Source organism: Frigoribacterium sp. MCBA15_019, from assembly GCF_001864945.1.
Classification (GTDB): Bacteria; Actinomycetota; Actinomycetes; order Actinomycetales; family Microbacteriaceae; genus Frigoribacterium.
On the sequence record NZ_MJGS01000023.1, the window covers coordinates 1 to 14,833 of the forward strand.

14 protein-coding genes are annotated in these 14,833 nt (G+C 74.4%); 9 read left to right on the forward strand and 5 right to left on the reverse strand.

What is annotated here, in order from left to right:
• The first annotated feature begins 317 nt into the window (after window positions 1-317).
• Both BIV04_RS15980 and BIV04_RS15985 read left to right on the forward strand, forming a co-directional pair.
• Window positions 318-1,022 carry an AzlC family ABC transporter permease gene (locus BIV04_RS15980; protein ID WP_071257764.1) on the forward strand — a complete coding sequence of 235 codons (705 nt, stop codon included), beginning with the start codon at window positions 318-320 and terminating at the stop codon, window positions 1,020-1,022.
• Window positions 1,019-1,330, forward strand: a complete 312-nt coding sequence (locus BIV04_RS15985; RefSeq protein ID WP_071257617.1) for an AzlD domain-containing protein — start codon at window positions 1,019-1,021, stop codon at window positions 1,328-1,330. Before BIV04_RS15980 ends, BIV04_RS15985 begins: the two co-directional genes overlap by 4 nt.
• A gap of 154 nt (window positions 1,331-1,484) precedes the next feature.
• Here the strand turns inward: BIV04_RS15985 and BIV04_RS15990 are convergent, their stop codons facing one another.
• Both BIV04_RS15990 and BIV04_RS15995 read right to left on the reverse strand, forming a co-directional pair.
• On the reverse strand, window positions 1,485-2,825 hold the full coding sequence (locus BIV04_RS15990; RefSeq protein ID WP_071257620.1) for an MFS transporter: 1,341 nt from the start codon (window positions 2,823-2,825) through the stop codon (window positions 1,485-1,487).
• 16 nt (window positions 2,826-2,841) lie between these two features.
• Window positions 2,842-4,059, reverse strand: coding sequence for an MFS transporter (locus tag BIV04_RS15995; RefSeq protein ID WP_071257622.1), 1,218 nt, complete (start codon window positions 4,057-4,059; stop codon window positions 2,842-2,844).
• Window positions 4,060-4,105: 46 nt separating this feature from the next.
• On the opposite strand from BIV04_RS15995, the gene BIV04_RS16000 reads away from it, so the two are divergent.
• The 4 genes from BIV04_RS16000 to BIV04_RS16015 all read left to right on the forward strand — a co-directional run bounded on the left by BIV04_RS16000 (window position 4,106) and on the right by BIV04_RS16015 (window position 6,917).
• A complete protein-coding gene (locus BIV04_RS16000; RefSeq protein WP_071257624.1) occupies window positions 4,106-4,690 on the forward strand; it encodes a sugar O-acetyltransferase in 585 nt (194 codons plus the stop codon).
• A gap of 2 nt (window positions 4,691-4,692) precedes the next feature.
• The gene (locus BIV04_RS16005) at window positions 4,693-5,247 is read left to right on the forward strand and encodes a TetR/AcrR family transcriptional regulator (RefSeq protein ID WP_071257627.1); all 555 of its coding nucleotides are present in this window, start codon (window positions 4,693-4,695) and stop codon (window positions 5,245-5,247) included.
• A 166-nt stretch (window positions 5,248-5,413) separates the two neighbouring features.
• Window positions 5,414-5,872: a hypothetical protein gene (locus tag BIV04_RS16010; protein WP_071257629.1), complete on the forward strand. Its 459-nt coding sequence runs from the start codon at window positions 5,414-5,416 to the stop codon at window positions 5,870-5,872.
• 85 nt (window positions 5,873-5,957) lie between these two features.
• A complete protein-coding gene (locus BIV04_RS16015; protein ID WP_071257633.1) occupies window positions 5,958-6,917 on the forward strand; it encodes a helix-turn-helix transcriptional regulator in 960 nt (319 codons plus the stop codon).
• A gap of 301 nt (window positions 6,918-7,218) precedes the next feature.
• Here the strand turns inward: BIV04_RS16015 and BIV04_RS16020 are convergent, their stop codons facing one another.
• A complete protein-coding gene (locus BIV04_RS16020) occupies window positions 7,219-8,529 on the reverse strand; it encodes a polysaccharide pyruvyl transferase family protein (RefSeq protein WP_071257636.1) in 1,311 nt (436 codons plus the stop codon).
• 207 nt (window positions 8,530-8,736) lie between these two features.
• On the opposite strand from BIV04_RS16020, the gene BIV04_RS16025 reads away from it, so the two are divergent.
• Window positions 8,737-11,007 (forward strand): glycosyltransferase, encoded by a 2,271-nt coding sequence (locus BIV04_RS16025; RefSeq protein WP_071257640.1) that lies wholly within the window; start codon window positions 8,737-8,739, stop codon window positions 11,005-11,007.
• Window positions 11,004-12,446, forward strand: a complete 1,443-nt coding sequence (locus tag BIV04_RS16030) for a glycosyltransferase (protein WP_071257766.1) — start codon at window positions 11,004-11,006, stop codon at window positions 12,444-12,446. The genes BIV04_RS16025 and BIV04_RS16030 overlap by 4 nt, the downstream gene beginning before the upstream one ends.
• A gap of 133 nt (window positions 12,447-12,579) precedes the next feature.
• Here the strand turns inward: BIV04_RS16030 and BIV04_RS16035 are convergent, their stop codons facing one another.
• A complete protein-coding gene (locus BIV04_RS16035) occupies window positions 12,580-13,377 on the reverse strand; it encodes an SDR family NAD(P)-dependent oxidoreductase (RefSeq protein WP_071257642.1) in 798 nt (265 codons plus the stop codon).
• A gap of 78 nt (window positions 13,378-13,455) precedes the next feature.
• Here BIV04_RS16035 and BIV04_RS16040 point away from each other — a divergent pair, with 78 nt between their 5' ends.
• The gene (locus tag BIV04_RS16040) at window positions 13,456-14,064 is read left to right on the forward strand and encodes a TetR/AcrR family transcriptional regulator (protein WP_071257643.1); all 609 of its coding nucleotides are present in this window, start codon (window positions 13,456-13,458) and stop codon (window positions 14,062-14,064) included.
• Window positions 14,065-14,099: 35 nt separating this feature from the next.
• Here BIV04_RS16040 and BIV04_RS16045 read toward each other — a convergent pair whose 3' ends face one another.
• The gene (locus BIV04_RS16045) at window positions 14,100-14,756 is read right to left on the reverse strand and encodes a hypothetical protein (RefSeq protein WP_143048750.1); all 657 of its coding nucleotides are present in this window, start codon (window positions 14,754-14,756) and stop codon (window positions 14,100-14,102) included.
• Window positions 14,757-14,833: the final 77 nt, after the last annotated feature.

Below are 14,833 nucleotides of genomic sequence, written 5' to 3' on the forward strand. Positions count from 1 at the left end.
CGCATCGGTGGTGCGACCCGCCCCGGGGCCCCGTTCGACCGCCCTACGCTGGAGCCGTGCCGTCCACCCCCGCGCCCGAACCGCTCCCCGGGGACCGGCAACCAGCCGAGCCCGCCACTCCGTCCGGCCCGACCCCGACCCCGACCCCGACCCCGACCCCGACCCCGACTCCGGCCGCCACCGCCGCACCGACTCCGGCCACCGCCCCGACCCCGGCCGCCGCCCCGACCCCGGCCGCCGCCCCGACCCCGGCCGCCACCCCGGCCGCCGCCCCGACTCCGGCCGCCGCCCCGACCCCGTGGCTCCGTTCGCCCGGCATCCGCGTCGGGGTCTCGATCGCCGTCGCGACCGGCCTCTACGGCGTCTCGTTCGGGGCGCTCGCCGTGGCCTCGGGTCTGACCACCGCGCAGACCTGCGTCCTGAGCCTGCTGCTGTTCTCCGGCGGTTCGCAGTTCGCCTTCGTCGGCGTCGTCGCCGGAGGAGGCGCGGGTTCGGCAGCCGCGTCCGCCGCGGCCCTGCTCGGCATCCGCAACGCGGTCTACGGTATGCAGCTCAACGCCCTGCTGCACCCGCGCGGCTGGCGTCGGGTGGTCGCCGCTCACGTCACGATCGACGAGTCGCTCGCCACGAGCACCGGTCAGACCGACCCCGACGAGCAGCGCCGCGGCTTCTGGGTCGCAGGCGTCGGCGTCTTCGTGCTTTGGAACCTCTTCACCCTGGTCGGCGCGCTCGCCGGGGACGCGATGGGCGACCCTCGCGACTGGGGGCTCGACGGGGCGGCCGTCGCGGCGTTCCTCGCGTTGCTGTGGCCGCGCCTTTGTTCCCGTGACGCGGCCGCGGTCGCCGTCGCGTGCGCCGTGGTGACCGTCGTCGCGGTGCCGTTCGTGCCTCCGGGGGTGCCGATCCTGGTGGCGGCCGTCGTCGCCGCGGCCCTGGGTTGGCGGGGTGCGCGCGAGCGTCCCGACCCGGCGCCGGCCGCCGCCCCGGGCGCCGACCCCACGAGCCGAGGAGGCGCGGCGTGAGCACCTGGGTCTGGATCGCCGTCGCCTGCGTGGTCGCCTACGCCACCAAGCTGCTCGGGTACCTCGTGCCCCGCCGCTGGCTGACGAACCCTCGCGTGGCGCGGGTCGCGGGTACCCTCACGATCGGGTTGCTGGCGTCGCTGACCGTCGCGAACGCCGTCGCCACCGGGCAGCAGCTCGTGGTCGACGCCCGGCTCGGGGCGCTGGTCGCGGCGGCGGTGGCCCTGCTGCTGCGGGCGCCGTTCCTCGTCGTGGTGATCGCCGGGGCCGCCGCCGCCGCGGGTCTGCGCCTGCTCGGCCTGCCCTGACCGGCCGCGCTGCGTCGCCGTCGAGCCTCCGACCGGGAGTCGCGCCGTGAACGGCACGTGCCGCGAGGCCGCACCACCGTCGCATCGTCGAACCACCCCGGAACACGGTTCGACGACGCGACGCTGGTGCGACCTCGATCCGGTCCGTACCGGATCAGCTGCCGCGCGGCGCCGACCCCCGGGCCCGGCGCCCCTCGAGCACCCCGCCGAGCAGCACCACGGCGACGCCCACCACGGGCACGAGCAGCAGTCCGTACCGCAGTCCGACCGAGTCCGCGACGAACCCGACGACGGGCGGCGACGCCAGGAACCCCAGCCGCAGCAGCCAGCTCACCAGCGTCAGCCCCGTGCCGGCCCGGAACCCGGGCAGGTTGTCCGCCGCGTGCATCGCCGCGGGGATCAGGGTCGCGACGCCGAACCCTGCCGCCGCGAAGCCGACGATCGTGCCGATCACCGAGGGGAACGCCAGCGCGACGCCCATGCCCACCGCGACGAACACGCCGCCGGCCCGGGCGACGGCCTTCTGGCCGAAGCGGTCGACCATGCCGTCGCCGAGCAGGCGTCCGACGAACTGGGCCCCCTGCAGCGAGACGAACCCGAGGGCGGCGACCGTCACGCCGGCCCCGAGCGACCCCAGGTAGAGGGCGGCCCACGTGCTGCCCGCGTCCTCGACCACGGCGCCCGACGACGCGATGACGACCAGGGCCAGCAGCACGCCCCACTTCGCGACGAACCCGGGAGAGACCTGGCGGCCGTCGCGAGCCGAGGAGGCGCGGGCCGAGTCGTCGGGACCGCCCGCCGCGGGTGCGACGCCCGGTCCCGCGCCCGCCGCCACGTCGGCGCCGGGCTCGACCACCGCGTCGGACGTCTCGGGGGTGCCCTCGGCCGGTTCGGGCCCGGCGAGCAGGAGCGGGTACGCGACGAGCGCCACGACGGCGAAGACGAGCGCCGACGCCCCGAGGTGCCAGACGATCGGGATGTCGAGTCCGGCCGCCGCGCCGCCCATCAGGCCGCCGAGGACGGCACCGACGCTCCACACGGCGTGGAACGAGTTGAGGATCGAGCGGCGGTAGCGGTACTGCACGCGCAGCCCGTGCGAGTTCTGCGAGACGTCGACGATGGCGTCCAGGGCGCCGGCGAGCAGGAAGCCCGCCGCCAGCAGTCCGCCGACCGGGGCGATGCCCGCCAGCAGCACGGCGACCCCGGTGATCACCGTGCCGATCACGGCCACCCGTGACGACCGGAAGCGACGGATCAGCCACCCGGCGCCGAGTCCCGCGACGAGCGCGCCGACCGGGAACGCCGCGACTGCCAGGCCGAAGTCGGCGTTCGACAGGTCGAGGCCGTCCTTGATGGCGGGGTAGCGCGGCAGGATGTTCGCGAACAGCGCGCCGTTGGTGAAGAAGAGCAGGGCGACGCCGAGTCGGGCTCGGCGGTCCTCGCGCGTCGGCACGGTGCGGGCCGGTGCGGCGGGAGAGGTCGTCGGTGACGTCATGGTGTACGAACGTACACTAAGGCCGGACGTCGGCGGACCGCTCGCGGGGACGCGCCGCCGAGGTGATCAGCGAGGCGCCCGCGACCACGACCAGCACGACGATCATCGCGCTGCGCAGGCCCACGTGTTCGCCGACGAAACCGAGAAGCGGCGGCCCCACCAGGAACGCCACGTAGGCCATCGTCGCGACGGCTCCGACCGCCGTCGTGGGGTCGTCGCTGTCGGCTGCGGCCGAGACGGTCACCGGGAAGCCCAGGGCGGCGCCCAGTCCCCAGAGCACGACGGCGACGCCCGCGACGACGACCGAGTCCGAGAAGACGACGAGGGCGATGCCGACCGCCGAGACGACGGCGCTGGCGCGCAACACGGTCGCGTGGCCGAAGCGGGCGAGCAACGGTTCGCCGAGGAAGCGCCCGACCGTCATCGCCGCCGCGAACGCCGTGAAGACGACCGTCCCGGTGGTCGCCGAGACCCCGTGGCCGTCGACGAAGAGCAACGGCAGCCAGTCGTTGGCCGACCCCTCGGCCAGGGCGAGTGCCAGCATGATCAGGCCGATCAGCACGAGCCGGCGGTCGCGCCAGACCGCCAGCGACCCGGCGAGTCGGGCCCGCACCCCGGAGGCGCGCTCGGCCCGCTCGTCGGAGCGTCCCGTCGTCCGCGGCACGATCGGCACCGCCCAGACCAGTGCGGCGCCGCCCGCGAGCGCGACTCCGAGCAGGTGCCACTGGACGGGCACGTGCGTCGCCGTGAGCAGGATGCCGAGGCCGGCCCCCGCGACCGTGCCGAGGCTGAAGCAGCCGTGGAGCACGGGCAGCACCGACCGGCCCGAGGCGGTCTCGATCGCGGCGCCCTCGATGTTGACGGCGATCTCGGCCAGGCCGACTCCCGCGCCGACCAGGGCGAGGCCGACGAAGACGCCGGGGGTGATCGAGAGCGACGCAGCCAGGCCGACGAGGGCCACGCCGGCGACCAGCGAGCTGCCGCCGATCGCGACGGCGCGGTGGGCTCCGTGGCGTCGCACGATCGGGGCGGACGACAGGATGCCGCCCATCGACCCGATCGACAGGCCGAAGATGACGAGGCCCATCTCGCCCGTGCTCGCCTGCAGTAGGTCGCGGATGGCCGGGGTCCGCACGACCCACGAGGCGAGCGAGACGCCGACGACCGCCATGAACACGAACACCGCCGCCCGGCGTCGGGCGAGCTCGGGGCTGAACGGCGGTCGGTTCGTCATGCGTCCAGTGTGTACGTTCGTACGCTCGTCGTCTAGGGTGGCGGTCATGACGACCATCGACCACTTCGCCGGCGATCCGCGGACGAACCACGAGCGCATGCTCGCGGGCGACCTCTACGTCTCGGACGATCCCGAGATCGCGCAGCAGCAACAGCGCGCCGTCACGCTGCAGGCCCGGTTCGCCTCGGCCTTCGCCGACGACGTCGACGCCGCACAGGCCGTCGCCCGCGAGCTGTTCGGCAGCCTGCACGAGACGGCGCACGTGCGGCCGCCCGTGTACGTCGACTACGGCACGTTCATCACGATCGGGGCCGGCACCTTCGTCAACTACGGCCTGACCGCGCTCGACGTGGCCCCGATCACGATCGGGGCCGACTGCCAGATCGGCCCGAACGTGCAGTTGCTGACGCCGACGCATCCGGTCGAGCCGCGACCCCGTCGCGACAAGCTCGAGGCCGCGAAGCCGATCACGATCGGCGACAACGTCTGGCTCGGCGGCGGCGCGATCGTGCTGCCCGGGGTGACGATCGGCGACAACAGCGTGATCGGTGCCGGGGCGGTCGTCACGAAGGACGTCCCTGCGAACGTCGTCGCGGTCGGCAACCCGGCCCGCGTGGTGAGGAGCATCTAGCCGTGGGGACCGTCCGCCGCACCGAGCCCGACCGTCGTGACCGCCTCATCGACGTGACGCTCGACGTCGTGGCCGAGGTCGGCGTCGCCGGCGCCTCGCACCGCAAGATCGCGGCGCGTGCCGACGTGCCCCTCGGTTCGATGACCTACCACTTCGACGGCATGGACGAGCTGCTGCGCGAGGCGTTCTCGCGCTTCGCCGAGACGATCATCGTGCGCTTCGAGGGGCGACTCGGCGCCGCGACCACCCGCGACGAGGCCAAGGAGGCGGTGGTCGCCCTGGTCCACGACGACCTGACCGGCCCGGCCGCGGTCCGCGACCAGGTGCTCAGCTACGAGCTCTACACGCTGGCCGCACGGGAGCCGCGGTTCCGCGAGATCACCCGCGAGTGGATGCGGCGCAGCCGGGTCGAGCTCGAACGGCACTTCGACCCGGACACCGCCCGTCAGGTCGACGCCCTGATCGAGGGGCTCTCGATCCACCGCGCCCTCGACCCGACTCCGCCGAGTCGCGCCCTGACCCGCGAGGCCGTGGAGCGCATCACGCGAGTGTCCTGACCGTCGTGACCCGCGCCTCCTGCGTTCCCGATCGTCATGGCCACAAACCGAACTGAGGTCCCGTCGAGGTGCGGCTTGCATTGCTAGGCGCTCTAATGGAACAGGTGCAGAATCTGCACGGCGGTGAGAAGGTACGCACCGGATCAGGACGAGAGTCGAGAAACCAGTGGACGCAGAGAGCGACATGTCGCGCCGCGTACCCGGACGGGACACCTCGACGGCCCCCGACACGGCGTTCGGCGACTTCAACGTCGCCAGCGACTTCGGCGAGATCGGTGACGCGGCCCGCACGCCGGCGGCCGACCTGTTCTTCGGTGACTTCGCGCCCCCGCTCGACCCCGACCTGATCTTCGAGTGCTCGGCGTCGATGAACGGCGAGCACGGTGCGGTGGCCCTCTACGAGGACCGCATCATCGTGGAGAGCCCTGACGAGCCCGACGGCGAGGCCGTCTTCCCGTCCGACACGGTGCGGGCCTGGTGGCTGGTCGAGGGCGAGACGTTCTTCGCACTCGTCGTCGAGGCCGACGTGCTGCACCGCACGCGCCTGCCCTCCGGCTTCAAGGCCGTGCTCAAGGCGGCGTTCACGAAGGCCTTCGGTCCCGCGACGAGCCCGACCGGCGCGTGAGCCCCGAGCGCCGCCGCCCCCGTTTCGGGGGTTCCGCCCGGTCAGGGCGTTCTTTCAGCGCCCGCGGCATGGCAGGATCACTCTGATGGAACCCGAACAGACCCTGCCCCCGGTGCGCTCCGAGATGGGCGGCCGCGACATGGATCAGGCGCGCGCGCTGTTCGAGGACACCTACAACGGCGCCGGGTTCCGCACCGACACCCGACAAGAGACGTTCGCCTACCGCTACACGACGGCCGGCGACGAGGACATGACGCTGCGGTCGGCGATGTTCCTCGGCGACATCCGCGGGGCGATCCAGCCCGAGCGTGAGTACGTCGTCGCCTGGATCACCGCGGGCGAGGGCCGGGTCGACGTCGGGGCCGAAGAGGCCGCGTTCGAGATCGGCCGGCCGCTGATGTTCCCGACGGGCAAGGCCTTCGAGTTCGAGGTCCGCGAGTACCGCCAGAACCTCGTGCACTTCGACGCCGCCTACCTCGAGCGCATGGCCGCCGAGCACGAGGGTGCCCTCGCCGGGCCGCTGCAGTTCGACCACACGGCCGTGCCCGACCTGGCGAACCTGCGTCGCTGGCAGGCCACCATCACCAACGCGGCCAAGACCATCCTCGGGGGCGAGTCGACCGAGCTGCTGCGCTCCGAGCTCAAGCGCGAGTCGGCGTTCGCCCTGCTCGACACGTTCTCGCACCGGTCGATCGACCTGCCGCCCGCCCTGCTCGTGCCGCGCAACGCCCGCCTCCGCGAGGCCGTCGAGTACCTGCACACGCACTCGCACCTGCCGGTCAACATGACCCAGCTGGCCGAGGCCGTGCACCTCACGCCGCGCGGACTGCAGCAGGCCTTCAGTCGTCAGCTCGGCGTGACGCCCACCGAGTACCTCCGCACGATCCGCCTCGATCACGTGCAGGCCGAGCTGAAAGAGCTCTCTCCGGGCGAGGCCACCGTCGGCACCGTCGCGCAGCGCTGGGGCTTCACGCACCTGAGCCGCTTCACGGCGTCGTACGTCAAGCGCTTCGGCGAGTACCCCAGCGCGACGCTGCAGGGCTGAGCCCGCGCGGGCGGAGCCGCGCCTCCTCGTCTCGGCTTTCCCGGCTGCGCCTCCCCGAGGTGGGCACGCCGCCACGATGTAAACAGTCCGCCACGTCTTTGTGTGGCGGACTGTTTACTTCATGGCGGGATGGGGCGTGGCGCGGCCAGTCCGCCAGCCACCACGCCAGGAGGTGGTCACCGCACCACGAGAAAGCCTGGCGCTGTGGCCACGTCCTGGCGCGGTGCCCGTCACCCGGCGGGGTGCGCGCGACGCGGGGCAGCCCCCAGGAGGCGCGGGTCGCCACCCGACGCCGGGCGCGTCAGCCCTGCAGTGCGCCGGCGACCCGGTCCCACCACGCGGCCGACGCCGTGCGGGTCCCGTCGAGACGATCGGCCCACGCCGAGCGCACGGCGTCGCGTCCGGCCCACGCCGTCAGCGCGACCGCATCGGCGTCGCCCCCGAGCAGCTGGGCGGCCGAGACGACGCTCGTCTGTCCGAAGTTGCCGAGCGCCCCGGTCAGCTTGATCGTCGTGTAGTCGTCGACTGCGAGCCCGACCGTCGGCACGCCGCCCGCGACGGCGAACACGGCCGGGTGGTAGCGGCTGGTCAGGTGCAGCGCCGCCCCGCGGGCGAAGCGGGCGGCCGCGGGGGAGTCGGTCGTGGGTTCGACCCGCGCGGGCACGGTCAGCTGGTCGAGCACGGCCCGGTGCAGCAGCGAGTCGCCGCGCTCTTCCGTCGGGTCGAGCGACGCCCAGTGCGCGAGGAAGACGACCTCGAGTCCCGCCTCGCCCGCCACCCGGTCGAGCAGTCGGGCGACGGCGGTGGCGAAGGCCGCGCGGTCGGCGTCGCCCACGTGCGCGGACAGGCTGACCGCGAGGTACGGCGCCTGCGCCCCACCCGCACCCGAGGCGCCTGCCGCACCCGAGGCGCCTGCCGCACCCGGTGCGCCGGCCGCACCCGGTGCGCCGCCCGCACCCGAGGCGTCGACGGCACCCCCGGCAGGAGGCGCGGCGTCGAACCCGAGGAAGCTCGCGTCGTCCACCGTCCCCACGGTCTTCGCGGGGTCGACGCCGAGCGTCCGCACCAGCTCGAGCGACGCGCCCTCGCGCAGCCCGACGAGCGCAGCGGCGTCGAGCAGCTCGGTGACGAGTTCGCGGTCCTCGCCTTCGAGCACCGGTCCGATGGTCTGTCCGCTGACGACGAGCGGCTTGCCGAACCGTCGGGCGATGAGCCCGAGGGTGTTCCGCTCGTAGACGTGCATCGGCCAGAGCGAGGCCATGTTGCCGCCGCCGGCGACGAGCACGCCGTCGGCCTCGCGGACGGCCTCGACGACCTGCCAGGCCGGGTCGTCCTGCGGGAGGTGATCCGCGCCTCCGTCGATCGCGGACAGCACCCGCGCGCGACGCTCGCGCTGGCCGAGCCGGCCGCCGGTGGTCGCGGGGTGGAAGCCGATCGCGGGCACGGCGTCGACGCCGTACCGCTCGGCGGTCTCGGCCGGGTTCGACGAGACGCCGGTGATCGTGGCACCGCGGGCGCGGAGCTGCACGGTCGCCTCGTGGAACATCGCCTCGTCGCCGACGTGGACCATGCCGTCGAGCACGCCGACGTCTCCGATGGTGACGATTCGCACGGGTGGGACCTCTCGCTGCGGGACTCGGCAGCGGGATCGATGCCGCCCACGACGGTACCGGACCCCCGCGGCACCGAGCACACCGGCCCGCACCGGCCCCGCACCGGCCGGTCACCGGGCGGCGATAGGCTCCACCAGGCCCGGGGCTCCCGGGCCGCCCCCGCCGGGCACCGCACCGCCACCCCGCCACACCCGAGAGGCACCCCCATGGGCATCCAGACCTCGCTCGACGCGATCCACGAGGCCGACCGCCTGGTCGACTCGATGCGCCTCGCCGACGACCTCGCGCTCGACGCCGCGCGCACCGGCGGGGCCCGGACGATCCGCGTGCTGCGCGGTGCCCTCGGCAGCGACGACCAGCTCGTCGCCATCGCGGCGACGAACGCCCTCGCGCAGGTCTTCGACGAGCAGGCCGACGTCGTGCTGAGCGACCTGCTGTCGAGCGACCGTACCTTCCTGCGTGAGCACGCCGCCTCGGCGCTCAGCCAGCGGCTGCCCCGCTACGACACGGTCGGTCGGCTGATCGGGCTCGTCGTCGCCGGAGGCTTCACCGGCATGGTGGCCCAGCGCACGCTCGAGCAGTGGTCGTCGGCCGCTCCCGCCGTGGTCGGGGTCGCCCTCGAAGGCGCCCTGATCGGCGTGCACGAGCCCGACGCCCGGTACCGCCTGGTCGAGACGCTCGGCCTCGTGCGGGCCCGGATCGCCTCGCGCCCGCTGCTCACGATCGCCCGCGACCGGGGCGAGGACGAGCACGTCCGCGTCGCCGCCGTCTCGGCCCTCGGCCAGCGTCGTGGCGACCAGGCCGTCGCCTCCGTCGTGCACGAGCTCGCCCGCCACGACGGCTACCTCGGCGACGTCGCGCGCCTCTCGGCGATCGACCTCTCGGCCCCCGACGAGGTGCCCGACGGCGACCGCGTGCGCGACCGCGGGGTCGACGACGGACCCGACGGCGACCACCCGGCCGGGCGCGACGGCCTCACGATCGCCCAGCTCTTCCTGCACGCCGACATCGACGCCGGCCTCACCCACGCCGGCAGCGGCGACAACGGAGGCATCGCGACGCTCCTCGTCCGGCTCGGCGACGCGCTCGCCGCAGGCGGCGTGCTCCCTGCAGGAGGCGCGGCGCACGTCCTCGACGACCCCCGCGTCGCCCGCGTCGTCACCCTCTCGCGCGGGTCGGCGGACGCGGCGGTCGCGAGCGTCCACGACCTGGCGACCCGCGCCTCCGGACACGTCTACGGGCGTGTGCCGCTGCTCAGCGACCCCGTCTCGTCGGCGACCGCGTGGCCGCTGCGGGTCGCGGCCCGGCGCGGCATCCGGCGGGTGCTGCGCGCCGCGGGTGGCGTCGACCTGCTGCACCTGCGGATGGCCGACGTGGGCAGCCTCGCGGCGGCCGACGTCGCCCGCGAGCTCGACATCCCCGTCGTGTTCACGGTCGCCCCCGACCCGCACGCCGTCATCCAGTCGCTCGACCTGTCGGGTGCGCTGACCCGCGAGACGTTCGGCGACGTCGACGAGGTCGAGCACTTCTGGTTCCGCACGCGGCTCGTGCAGCAGCTCGCCTCGAACGCGTCGCACACCGTGCTGTTCCCCCGGCCCGAGCTCGAGCGCGACATGCGCGAGCTGGTCGGCATCGACGTCACCTCGCACCCCGAGCGCCACACGATCGTGCCCGAGGGCATCGACCTCGACGTGGTCGACCGCTCGGTCGCCGAGGCCGCCGAGCACGCCGCGGGCCTGCCCGCGACCCCGCCGCTCGCCGAGCTGCGCGCGCTGCTCGAGACCCTGCCGCCCGAGCGCCGGGGCTTGCCGCTGCTGGTCAGCGTCGGACGACTGCACCGGGTGAAGGGCATGGCGACGATCGTCGAGGCGTGGGCCGGGGCCGACGCGGCCGGGGCCGACGCGGTGCCGCTGCGCGACCGTGCGAACCTGCTGCTGATCGGCGGCGACCTCGAGCACCCGAGCGCCGACGAGCGCGAACAGCTCGACCTGATCGACGCGATCGTCCCCGCGGACCGGCACCGCGCCTCCGGACTGCTGCTGCCCGGCCACCGGCCGAACGACACGGTCGCCCGCTGGGTCGCCGCGGCCCGCTTCGGCCTGCCCGGGCTCGCGGCGCCGCGCGGCGTCTACGTCTGCGGCAGCCTGAAGGAGGAGTTCGGCATCGCCCTCCTCGAGGCGATGGGCTCGGGTCTGCTCGTCGTCGCGCCGCAGGGCGGCGGGCCCTCGACCTACGTCCGCCAGGGGGACACCGGCTGGCTCACCCGCACGTGGGACGTCGACGCCCTGCGCCAGGCGATGGGCGAGGCGCTCACCGCGGCGTCGATCGAGACCACGGAGGCGCGCGCGACCCGGTCACGCGACACCGTCGAGCGGTCATTCACGATCCAGGCCATGGCGCGGTCGCTGTCGGGCGTCTACGACACGGTGCACCACGACGAACTCGAACAGCGCGAGTGGAGCGTGAGCGCACGATGACCCTGCTCGTCATCAGCCCGGACTACGCGTCGCACCTGCTGCCGCTCGCGACCCTGGCCACCGAGTGGCGCAACCGGGGCGAGCGCGTCGTCGTCGCGACCGGACCGGCCACCGCCGCCATCGTCGAGTCGTTCGGCTTCGAGCGCGTGCACCTGCAGCTCGGGCGCGGCTCGAACCCCGGGGTGATCCGCGCCGAGGAGCAAGTGGCCGAAGAGGACGCCTCGCTGCGCGGCTTCTTCGACGCCACCCGGCTCGGCATGGTCGAGACGCTCTCGTACCAGGCGCGCGAACGCCTCACCGACCTCATGTGGCAGCCGGTCGCGACGGCCCGCGCCGTGCTCGACGTGGTCGCCGCGGTCCGGCCCGACCAGATCGTCGTGGACCACCTCGCGTTCAGCGCCCGGCTCGCGCTCGTGGCCGGCGGCGTGCCGTTCGCCGACGTCGTGCTGGGGCACCCGACCGCGCTGCCCGTGGGCGACGAGGTCTACGGGTGCCCGCCCGAGTGGCCCGCGGCGTTCGGCGCGGGTGCTGCACGGCCCGTCGGCGATGCAGGACGCACCACCGATGTGGTGTCGAACCACCCACATGCGTGGTTCGACAGCACATCGGTGGTGCGGCCCGGGTCCGGGGCCGAGCCCGAGGACATCGCGGGGCTGCGCGAGTTGTGCGAGCGGGTCGACGCCTCGTTCACCGGCGAGTGGAATGCCGCGCTGGCCGAGCTCGCTCCGCACCTGCCGCCGTCGACGAGCGCGTTCGGCGAGCACGGCGACCTGCTGCTCTACAACTACCCCGGCGAGCTCGCCGATCCCGCGCGCGAGGCCTTGCTGCCGCCGCACGTCTGGCTCGGCTCGGCGGTGCGGGCCGAGCCCGTGGACGCCGAGGTCGCCGCCTGGCTGGCCGCCGGCGACCAGGCCGCACCCGCACCCGCCGCCCCGTTCGTCTACGTCAGCTTCGGCAGCTTCCTGTCGGTGCGGTCGGACGTGCTCGGGCGCGTGGCCGAGGCCCTGCGGCGCGTCGGGGTGCGGGCCGCGATCGCGCTCGGCTCGGGAGACCGGGCCGACCTCGGCGAGGTGCCGGCCGACTGGCTGGTGCGGGAGTTCCTGCCGCAGGTGACCCTGCTCGAGGCGGCGACCGCGGCCGTCACGCACGGCGGCAACAACAGCGTGACCGAGGCGATGACCGCGGGCGTGCCCGTCGTCGTCCTGCCGTTCTCGACCGACCAGTTCGCCGGGGCCGCGGCCCTCGAGCGCACCGGGGTGGGCGTCGCGCTCGCCCCGAACACGGCGACCGTCGACGAACTGGCGGAGGCGCTGCGGCACGTGCTCGACCTGCCGACGCGCGACCCCGGTGCGGCCGGGCGCCTGGCCGGTCTGGCGGCGTCCCTGCGAGAGACGCCCGGACGGGCACGAGCCCACGCGGCACTGACCGGGCGCGACTGACCGCCCCGGCCCGCGCCTCCTCGTCCCGCTCTGTCGTCGTGCCACGACGTGCCGCTCACCTCGAAGGTGAGCGGCACGTCGTGACGTCCCGACGGTCCGTCCGAGGCCCGGACGGCAGGAGGCGCGGGTCGGCCTACATCGTCCGGGTGTTCAGGATGCCGCCGTCGACGTCGAGCAGGGCCCCGTGCACGAAGGTCGCCTCGTCCGACGCCAGGTAGCGCACCGCGTACGCGATGTCGACGGGACGCACGGGGCGGCCGGCCGGAGTGGCCGCGGTCAGGGCGTCGAGGATCGCCGCCGACTCGGCGTTGCCCGGCGTGGACGTCGCACCGGGCGCGACGCTGTTGACGCGCACGCCGCGAGGGCCGAACTCGGCCGCCCAGGTACGGGTCATCTGTTCGATCGCGGCCTTCGACGCGGTGTACATGGCGCCGAACGGCACCCCGACCCGGGTCATCCACGAACCGATGTTGACGATCGACCCCGATCCGCGTTCGGCCATCGCCGGGGCGAGGGAGCCGACGAGCACGTGCGGCGCGCGGACGTTGGTCGCCAGGATCGCATCCAGGTCGGCGTCGTCGAGGGCGTCGGTCGGCATCGTCGGATAGACGCCGGCGTTGTTGACCAGGATGTCGACACGGCCGCCGAGGGCCTCGGTCGCCGTGGCGGCGAACGTGCGGAGATCGGCGTACGGGCCGGCGAGGTCGGCGGGCACGGCGTGGGCCGAGCCCCCTCGGGCGGCGATCGCGTCGACCACGCGCCGGGCACGGGCGGCGTCGCGGCCGCTGACGACGACGGTGGCGCCGGAGGCGGCGAGCACGTGGGCGATCGCCTCGCCGATGCCGCTGGTCGAGCCGGTCACGACGGCGGTGCGACCGGCCAGGCGGTCGTCGGTGGGCAGGGAGTCGAGGACTTCTTGATTGGACTGCATGGTCCATTGCTAGCACGGACTGGACCATCGAGTCCAGTCTTTCTGGACCAGAGGGTCCAGCCGGGCTAGGCTCTCCTCGTGGACGACACGAAGATCACCGAGCGCGGGCGGCTCACCCGCCAGCGGATCATCGACGAGACCGGTCGGCAGATCCTCGCCGCGGGCATCGGCGGGACGACGCTCGACACCGTGCGGGCCGCGACGCTGACCAGCAAGAGCCAGCTGTTCCACTACTTCCCCGGGGGCAAGACCGAGCTGATCCACGAGGTCGCCCAGTGGGAGGGGCGGCAGCTGCTCGAGGCGCAGGAGCCCGAGATCCACGACCTCGGCACCTGGGAGTCGTGGGAGCGCTGGCGCGCCGCCCTGGTCGAGTACTACATCAGCCTCGGCCGCTGGGCTTGCCCGATCGGCACGCTCGCGGCCCAGGTCGCCGCCACCGACGCCGAGGTCGAGCGCACCGTCAAGGAGGCATGGGACGCCTGGCGCGAGCAGCTGGCCACCGGCATCCGGCGGCTGCAGGCCGCAGGGTCGGTCGATGCCTCGGCCGATCCGGTGCGCGTGGCGACGGCGATCATCGCCGCGATCCAGGGCGGGCTGCTGCTCAGCCAGTCCGAGCGGGCGGGGTGGCCGCTCGAGGCCGCACTCGACCACGCGCTCGGCCCGTTGCACACGGTCCGCCGCGACTGACGCGGGACGGGTGGCCGGGCCGGATCGGGTCCGGCCTAGCCGCCGAAGACGACCGCGCGCATCGCGTCGGCACCGACCGACGCGTCGCGGTACCGCTGCATCAGCGCGGCGTTGGCGTCGTACTGCGGCCCTTCGCGCACCTCGGCCTGGTGGTGGAGGGCGAAGACCATGCCCTCGTGTCGGCGCGGGGCCTCGCCGAGCAGGGTGGTGTGGGCGAGGTACCAGGCGGCGTCCTCGAAGCCCCAGCCCCGGAAGCGTTCGTCCTGCCCGCCGTGACTGCGCCACGAGGAGGCGCGGGTCACGTAGACCCCCGAGCAGGCCCCGCGGACGAGCTCGAAGTCGCACCGCTCGAGGGGGGTGCCCGCGGCCGCCTGCGCGGTGCCGTCGCGTCCCAGCCAGCGGTACTCGGTGTAGGGGAGGTGCACCCGGCCGCTCGTGCGCGCCGCCTCGATCGCCGCGAGCAGGGGCTCGCGTTGCGGCAGGGTGTCGGCGTCGCCGATCACGGCGACCTCGTCGTCGGCCAGGCCGGCCACGCCGAGGTTGCGGCACTGGGCGAGGTTGAACACCGGGTCGGGGGAGTCGATCGTGCGGATCTCGGCCTCGGGCAGGGCGTCGGCGTACCAGTCGCGGACGACCTCGAACGCCGCCACGCGACTGGGTTGCGGACGCCAGGGGAGCACGACGGTGACCATCCCGCGAGCCTAGCGGCGTGCGCCGGGCCGCCCCGCGCCCCCCGTCCCGCCCCGCGCCTCCCGCCCCGCCCCGGGCC

Bases quoted from the DNA above. Each gene is read 5' to 3' on its own strand.
- BIV04_RS15990 (WP_071257620.1), bottom strand. From the start codon at position 2,825: ATGACGTCACCGACGACCTCTCCCGCCGCACCGGCCCGCACCGTGCCG.
- BIV04_RS15995 (WP_071257622.1), bottom strand. From the start codon at position 4,059: ATGACGAACCGACCGCCGTTCAGCCCCGAGCTCGCCCGACGCCGGGCG.
- BIV04_RS16000 (WP_071257624.1), top strand. From the start codon at position 4,106: ATGACGACCATCGACCACTTCGCCGGCGATCCGCGGACGAACCACGAG.
- BIV04_RS16015 (WP_071257633.1), top strand. From the start codon at position 5,958: ATGGAACCCGAACAGACCCTGCCCCCGGTGCGCTCCGAGATGGGCGGC.
- BIV04_RS16025 (WP_071257640.1), top strand. From the start codon at position 8,737: ATGGGCATCCAGACCTCGCTCGACGCGATCCACGAGGCCGACCGCCTG.
- BIV04_RS16030 (WP_071257766.1), top strand. From the start codon at position 11,004: ATGACCCTGCTCGTCATCAGCCCGGACTACGCGTCGCACCTGCTGCCG.
- BIV04_RS16035 (WP_071257642.1), bottom strand. From the start codon at position 13,377: ATGCAGTCCAATCAAGAAGTCCTCGACTCCCTGCCCACCGACGACCGC.
- BIV04_RS16045 (WP_143048750.1), bottom strand. From the start codon at position 14,756: ATGGTCACCGTCGTGCTCCCCTGGCGTCCGCAACCCAGTCGCGTGGCG.